This is a genomic window from Pseudoalteromonas sp. UBA2102 (assembly GCF_002331165.1).
Taxonomy (GTDB): Bacteria; Pseudomonadota; Gammaproteobacteria; order Enterobacterales; family Alteromonadaceae; genus Pseudoalteromonas; species Pseudoalteromonas atlantica.
This window is the reverse complement of record NZ_DCYU01000055.1, coordinates 82,111-88,577: the sequence shown is the minus strand read 5'-3', so window position 1 is coordinate 88,577 and position 6,467 is coordinate 82,111. Positions and strand designations below refer to the sequence as shown.

The window sequence follows — 6,467 nt, the reverse complement described above, 5'->3', positions numbered from 1 at the left end:
TGTAGCAACTATCGTAGAGTAATAATTAGCCTAGCTAATTAATACTAAAAAGAGGTCACTTCGGTGGCCTTTTTTAATGCCTGAAGAAAAGTGTTTAGTTTTCAGCTATCAGCTATCAACTATTAGTCGCTTGGTGTTAAATTATACTTAACACATAAAAAAGCACGACTTTAAGCCGTGCTATTAATTAAATTTTTTGACAACTGACAACTGACAACTGACAACTGACAACTGACAACTGACAACTGACAACTGACAACTGACAACTTACAGCTTAGTGCTTTTTCGCATATGCTTCGGCTTGCTTCCAAACCCTTAGCGTATTTTCGCTTAAAATCTTTTTAATGTCTGAATCGCTGTAACCTCTGTCCATTAAGCCTTGTACTAGGTTAGGGTAGCTAGATACATCCTTTAAGCCAATCGGTAACGAATCGCCAACCCCATCGTAGTCAGAGCCAATGCCCACGTAATCAATGCCAATAAGCTCTACAACGTGATCAATATGATCAAGTACTTGCTCAAGGCTTGCAAACGGGAATGGGTTTTTAGCGCGGTACGCTGCATCAAAGTCTTTACTTGGCTTAGTGCCTTCTTTTTTAACGGTCTCTTTAGTACTTTTAAGGTCTTTGTACCACGCACCGGCTTTAGAGGTTACAAAGCTTGAGCCAAAGTTAATTTGAATAACCCCGCCATTCTTTTTAAGCGCTAATAACATGTCATCATTCATATTACGCTCAAAGCCTGGCGTGTATTTGCGCAGTGATGAGTGTGAAGCAATAACCGGCGTTTTAGATAGCTCCATTACCTGATAAAACGCATCATCTGATATATGTGATACGTCAATTAGCATACCGACGTTGTTCATTTCAGTAATTAGCTTTTTACCAAATGGGCTTAAACCTTTCCATTTACGGCGAATATCGTATGACGAGTCAGAAATATGGTTGCTTTGCGAGTGGGCAAGCGTGATGTAGCGTACACCACGGTCAAAAAAGTGCTGAAGGTTTTCTATTTTTCCTTCAATTGGCGAGCCATTTTCCATGCCCATAGCAATTGACAGTTTACCTTGCTCAAATTGCGCTTCTATATCCGCTGTTGAGCTAGCAATAGCAAATTTTTCAGGGGCGCGCTGTGCAATGGCTTCCATGCTATCAATCATTTGATTGGCTAGCTGGTAGCTTTTACCTTTGCCTTCAAATTCTAAGTGAGCAGGAATATAAATCGACATAAAAGGGGCGTTTAACCCCCCTTGTACTGCGCGAGGGTAGTCAAAGTCGCCGCCTTCGGTGGCTTTAGTTACATCAACCCACTTTTCGTGGATGCGATAAGGTACATCAATATGGGTGTCGATTAAAATAGTGTCTTTTGCTAGTTTTACTGCTTTGTCTGACGGGCTTTTTACTTGCTCTGCAAAGGCTTGTGGTGTTAAAGCTAGTGATATGGCTACCACTAGAGTGCTGAGTTTTATCATGTTTTGGCTCTTTGGGTAAAAAGCCATTGTGTACGTTCAGCTCAAAAGTTACAAGTGTTAGGCGTTAATCAAACGACTGTGCTTCATGCTCTTCGCTTTGCAGTGCTTTAAATTCATTTTTTGAGATAATAGTGACCGACTCATGTAGCTCAGAAAAAAACACCATCGCTTCACCATTTCTAAGCTGCTGATTAACCTGCGCTACTTTACTTTGAATACTCACTTCTTGCTCACCATAATCGGTGCCTTCACGAAGCACGTAGCTTTCAATTAGGTTGTAGAGGGTGTCTTTATCAAGTTGTTCAAAAGGGATAATCATAACTGCTTACTGCTCGCTTTAGTGGGGACGTGCTGGCCAAAATAATGAGGGACGGCTTGTTCAAGCCAAAATACTGGCCTAAACGGATTATTACCGCTAATAAACCCTACGTGGCCGCCTTTTTCAGAGACGCTCAGGGTAACATGCTCACTCACATCTTGCCTACTTGGCACGGCTTTAATCGACAACATTGGGTCGTCTTGGGCATGAATTATTAACGTAGGAATCGCAATATGTTTTAAGTAGGGCATTGCGCTGGCTTGGCGATAGTAATCGTGTGCGTTTTCAAAGCCATGCAGTGGAGCGGTTAGTTGATTATCAAACTCTAGCAAATCGTCAATTTTCATTAACTGCTCAGAAGTAATAGGTATTTGCTGCTTAATTTGTGGCAATTTACGCTGCATTGATTTTTTCATTCTATCGAGCAAATATTTTTGATAAATTTTGCCTAAGCTTTTACGAATAACATCGCTTGATGATGATAAATCATAAGGAGCCGAGACCACGGCTGCAGCACTTAAGGGGCAGTTTTCGCGCTCTTCGCCTAGGTATTTAGCCAGTACATTGCCCCCTAACGAAAAACCAACAGCCATAATAGGGCGGCTGGGAAATTGCTCCCTTAAATGATTTATAAAAAAAGCTAAATCGGCGGTATCGCCACTATGATAAGCACGCGGTAAGCGGTTAACTTCACTTGAGCAGTTTCTAAAGTGCATAAGTACTACGGCATAGCCTTGCTTTTTTAAGGCTTTCATCATGCCTTTGGCATAAAAGCTATTTATGTTGCCTTCAAGGCCATGTAAAACCACAGCAAGGGGAGCGTTTTCGTTATGAGGCAGCGACCATGCAAGTTCAATAAAATCGCCGTCGGGCGTATCAAGTTGCTCAAGTTCGTAGGACGTATTGTGAAATGGACGGAAAAAACGCGGCATTATGGTTTGAACGTGACGATTGGTCATCCACCATGCTGGTTTAAACTTATTGATCATGTTTGTACTACGCACTATGAAAAAAACGAAGCGTTAGTGTACCAAATTTTTCGCTTTATAAAATAAAAAGCGCCTAATCAGTAACCTGAGTAGGCGCTTTGTGCGTCGTGCTTAATGATGCTCGGGAACTTCAGCCTCGCTAATTTTTTTAATAAAGTAAAAAGCGTAAAATAGGCAAAGAGAAATCACTACGCCTAAAATCCCAAAAGACATAAATAAAACAGGGTCGCTAAAAAAGTCTCTAAAGAATACGTTCATGATTAATCTCCTCGTTCAGTTGATGGAGACATCATAAAGTGACTTTGCAAAGCATAATGTGATCGAGATCAAACTATTTCCCTGCGTGGAAAAAGTAACCAAGTAAAGTTGATGTAGATCATGTTTTTGGGGTTATTCAGTTCCTACTCCTGCACCTATAGGCTTTGAATAATCAATTGGCTTAAAGATTTTTTGCACAAAGAGAAAAAAATGAGAAGTAAATGAGAAAATATAGCGACAAGCCAGTAGCGGCTAGGCTTATATTTCTAGTGATATTAGCTTGGCTTTTATTTTTCTCTAAAAGCGCAGCGTCTCTAATCCTCTTTGTGATTAATTGGCTTTAAAATGAGCATTTAGAAGAGGGTGTAAAAACTGACAGCCTAAGTGGCTTTCACATACAGCTCAATATTGTTTGGCTTTACAGCTTCTAAAAAGCTAAGTTTATTCGCTGTATCAATCAGTATTTGCTGTTGTTGCTTTTCAAGCTTTAACTCGGCGCTTAATAGCTCTTGGCGTATTTTTGCATAGTTGCTGATACTTTCTTGATTGGCTTTTAAATACTTGCGCGTTGCACGCAGTGGCTTAAGTGCCTGCGTATCAAACTCATTAATAGACGCTATTAACGCACTGAGCTGCTCGGCATTAATGCTTAGCTTAAGTGAATCTAAGTACAGTAAAAATAAGCACAGATTAACGTTTTTACCTTGCTGGTTTTGCAGTGTCAGCAAGGTTTGTTGTTGCTCTGGCTTTGCGTACAAAGCGCAGGCAAATTGCCAAAAGTCGTTTTTATTGAGCAAGTTCATCGGCAAAGGCCTGTTCTTTTTCTTCCATTTCTTCAAGCGCCATCAGTAGTTCTTCTTCAGTGTCGTATACTTTAGGGGTAAGCGTGGCTTGCTTAGCAATTAACTCTTTTAACTGGGCTTTGTTATCGTCGTTGTAGAGTGTGTTGTCGCCAAGGGCTACTTCAACTTCGCTAAGCTCTGCAGTAAATTTATCGAGCTGCTTTTCAAGCTTTTCAATTTGCTTTTTAAGCGGTTGAATGGCTTTTCTAAACTCAGCTTCTAGGCGCTTTTGCTCTTTACGGTTAACGCTTGGATTTGCTTTTGGCTCGTCAGGTTGCTGGCTTTTAGCGGCTTCTTTATTGGCATTGAGTAACCATTGGTAATACGCGTCTAAATCGTAACCAAACTGAGTGACTTTGCCATCATCGACTAAATAAAATTCATCGGCGGTGTTTTTAAGCATATGGCGATCGTGCGATACGGTAACCATGGCGCCTTCAAAGCCTTGCAGTGCCATTACTAGCGCGTGGCGCATTTCTAAATCAAGGTGGTTAGTTGGCTCATCAAGTAGTAGTAAATTGGGTTTTTGATATACCAACATGGCTAGCACTAAGCGGGCTTTTTCACCGCCCGAAAACGGCGCCACGGGTTCAAGTGCTTTATCGCCAATAAATGCAAAACCACCTAAAAAGTCACGCAATGATTGCTCTGTGGCCTGTGGGTTTAAACGTTGAATATGGGTCACTGCGCTTGCTTTTAAATCAAGCGATTCAAGTTGGTGCTGCGCAAAGTAACCAATATTTAAGCCATGGTGTTGAACCACTTTACCTGCTTGCGGCTCAAGCTCGCCCGCTAATAGCTTAATAAGCGTTGATTTACCCGCGCCGTTACGACCGAGTAACGCAATACGACTGCCAGGAACTAGGTTTAGCGCGATATTATTTAAAATAGTAACATCGCCATAACCTGCTTTTGCTTTATCTAGGGTCATTAGCGGGTTAGGCAGGGCTGTTGGCTCGGCAAATTCAAAGTCAAACGGTGAGTCGGCATGCGCAGGTGCCAGTTTTTCCATACGTTCGAGTGCTTTTACACGGCTTTGTGCCTGTTTGGCCTTACTGGCTTTGGCTTTAAAGCGAGTTATAAACTGCTCAAGATGGGCAATTTGCTCTTGTTGTTTTTCAAACATTGCTTGTTGTTGTAACAAGCGCTCTGCTTTTTGGCGTTCAAACTGTGAGTAGTTACCTTTGTACACATTAATAAGCTGTTTATCGACATGCCAAATTTGATCAACCACGGCGTCTAAAAACTCGCGGTCATGAGATATAAGTACCAAGGTGCCTGTGTAGGCGCGTAAAAAGCGCTCAAGCCAGTAAACGGCATCTAAATCAAGGTGGTTGGTAGGCTCATCGAGTAATAGTAAGTCGGCATCGCGAATAAGTGCTTGTGCAAGGTTTAAACGCATACGCCAACCACCAGAAAACGCGCTTACAGGGTTTTCTATTTGGTGATTAGCAAAGCCTAAGCCGTGCAGTAATTCGCCCGCTTTTGACTCTATGCTGTAGCCTTTAATATTTTCAAGCTGAATATGTACTTTGGCTTGGGTGTCACCATCGTTTGTTTGCTCAGCTTCACGCAGGGCAATACGCAACGCATAGTATTCAGGGTGACCTTGAAGTACATAATCAATGGCGCTTATTTCAAGGGCTGGGGTTTCTTGTTTTACAGAAGCAATAGACCAATCTTTCGGTATATTGCAATCACCCGCATCGAGTTGCAGCTCAGATTTTAATAAACTAAATAAGGTAGATTTACCACAGCCATTAGCGCCAACTAAGCCCACTTTGTGCTGAGGAAATAAAGTAGCCGAGGCATTTTTTAATAAGGCTTTTCCGCCACGAAGTAGTTCTATTTCTGAGATTTGGATCATGAATGCGTTACTTTACTGTGCCCTGGTTAAGTTGGCGCTATCATACCATAGAACGTATTGCTCTTATCAAGCGTATCAACATAGGAAGTTATACGATAAAATATGTGCAGTTCAAACCACAGGAAAAATGTTGTGAGACAAAAGAAGCGATTTATTGCTGGTGCATCGTGCCCTGAGTGTAAAGCCATGGATACCATGATGCTATACAGAGAACATGATGTTGAAAAAGTAGAGTGTGTAGAGTGTGGCCACAAAATGGCGCAACCCGATAACGCTGTTCAGGCATCTACTCGCCAATTTGAACAAGTAATTGGTGTATTTAAACCGGGCGATTAACCCGGTTTTTATTTTTTACCCACCTTAGTAATGTGGCGGAGGCGGCTCTTGCATTTGCGACATTAGCGACGGCTGCTGCGCTTCTTTAAGTTTTTCTGCTAGTAACTCAGTTTGGCGCTTCATTTTTGCAAGCTGCTGTTGGTGTGCTTTTAGCTCGTCATTTAATATTTCTATTGTTTCGTCTTGAAAAGCAACTTTTGCCTCAAGCTCCATTAAACGATTTTCAATTGTGTTCATTTGCTTCTCGTATTGTAAAGTGCTCTGCAATTCCGCTCGAGCTCTCGGTTAACAACGACTTGCCGTTATCTATAAACGTTACATCTAGCACCACAGCCGATTTAGGCTTACTGCCTTCACGTGGTGTGACTTGCCAAGTTTGAATTTT

The 6,467-nt window shown here is 41.7% G+C and carries 8 protein-coding genes; 1 reads left to right on the top strand and 7 read right to left on the bottom strand.

The window, feature by feature from the left end:
- Nucleotides 1-274: 274 nt before the first annotated feature.
- The 6 genes from B2R65_RS07135 to B2R65_RS07110 all read right to left on the bottom strand — a co-directional run bounded on the left by B2R65_RS07135 (nucleotide 275) and on the right by B2R65_RS07110 (nucleotide 5,746).
- Nucleotides 275-1,471, bottom strand: coding sequence for a dipeptidase (locus B2R65_RS07135; RefSeq protein WP_273611831.1), 1,197 nt, complete (start codon nucleotides 1,469-1,471; stop codon nucleotides 275-277).
- A gap of 64 nt (nucleotides 1,472-1,535) precedes the next feature.
- Entirely contained in the window at nucleotides 1,536-1,790 is a 255-nt protein-coding gene (locus B2R65_RS07130) for a YheU family protein (RefSeq protein WP_004589625.1), read from the bottom strand.
- Nucleotides 1,787-2,779, bottom strand: coding sequence for a hydrolase (locus B2R65_RS07125; RefSeq protein ID WP_273611833.1), 993 nt, complete (start codon nucleotides 2,777-2,779; stop codon nucleotides 1,787-1,789). The genes B2R65_RS07130 and B2R65_RS07125 overlap by 4 nt, the downstream gene beginning before the upstream one ends.
- Before the next feature lie 111 nt (nucleotides 2,780-2,890).
- Nucleotides 2,891-3,037, bottom strand: coding sequence for a hypothetical protein (locus tag B2R65_RS07120; protein ID WP_004589623.1), 147 nt, complete (start codon nucleotides 3,035-3,037; stop codon nucleotides 2,891-2,893).
- A 380-nt stretch (nucleotides 3,038-3,417) separates the two neighbouring features.
- Entirely contained in the window at nucleotides 3,418-3,840 is a 423-nt protein-coding gene (locus tag B2R65_RS07115; RefSeq protein ID WP_273611834.1) for a TIGR02444 family protein, read from the bottom strand.
- Nucleotides 3,824-5,746 carry an ATP-binding cassette domain-containing protein gene (locus tag B2R65_RS07110; protein ID WP_286741758.1) on the bottom strand — a complete coding sequence of 641 codons (1,923 nt, stop codon included), beginning with the start codon at nucleotides 5,744-5,746 and terminating at the stop codon, nucleotides 3,824-3,826. Before B2R65_RS07110 ends, B2R65_RS07115 begins: the two co-directional genes overlap by 17 nt.
- 132 nt (nucleotides 5,747-5,878) lie before the next feature.
- Here B2R65_RS07110 and B2R65_RS07105 point away from each other — a divergent pair, with 132 nt between their 5' ends.
- Nucleotides 5,879-6,082 (top strand): YheV family putative zinc ribbon protein, encoded by a 204-nt coding sequence (locus B2R65_RS07105; RefSeq protein ID WP_004589620.1) that lies wholly within the window; start codon nucleotides 5,879-5,881, stop codon nucleotides 6,080-6,082.
- Between the two features lie 24 nt (nucleotides 6,083-6,106).
- Here the strand turns inward: B2R65_RS07105 and B2R65_RS07100 are convergent, their stop codons facing one another.
- Nucleotides 6,107-6,319, bottom strand: a complete 213-nt coding sequence (locus B2R65_RS07100; RefSeq protein WP_004589619.1) for a SlyX family protein — start codon at nucleotides 6,317-6,319, stop codon at nucleotides 6,107-6,109.
- Nucleotides 6,320-6,467: the final 148 nt, after the last annotated feature.

Coding starts and splice junctions, on each gene's coding strand:
- B2R65_RS07135 (WP_273611831.1), bottom strand. CDS start 1,471: ATGATAAAACTCAGCACTCTAGTGGTAGCCATATCACTAGCTTTAACA.
- B2R65_RS07130 (WP_004589625.1), bottom strand. CDS start 1,790: ATGATTATCCCTTTTGAACAACTTGATAAAGACACCCTCTACAACCTA.
- B2R65_RS07125 (WP_273611833.1), bottom strand. CDS start 2,779: ATGATCAATAAGTTTAAACCAGCATGGTGGATGACCAATCGTCACGTT.
- B2R65_RS07120 (WP_004589623.1), bottom strand. CDS start 3,037: ATGAACGTATTCTTTAGAGACTTTTTTAGCGACCCTGTTTTATTTATG.
- B2R65_RS07115 (WP_273611834.1), bottom strand. CDS start 3,840: ATGAACTTGCTCAATAAAAACGACTTTTGGCAATTTGCCTGCGCTTTG.
- B2R65_RS07110 (WP_286741758.1), bottom strand. CDS start 5,746: ATGATCCAAATCTCAGAAATAGAACTACTTCGTGGCGGAAAAGCCTTA.
- B2R65_RS07100 (WP_004589619.1), bottom strand. CDS start 6,319: ATGAACACAATTGAAAATCGTTTAATGGAGCTTGAGGCAAAAGTTGCT.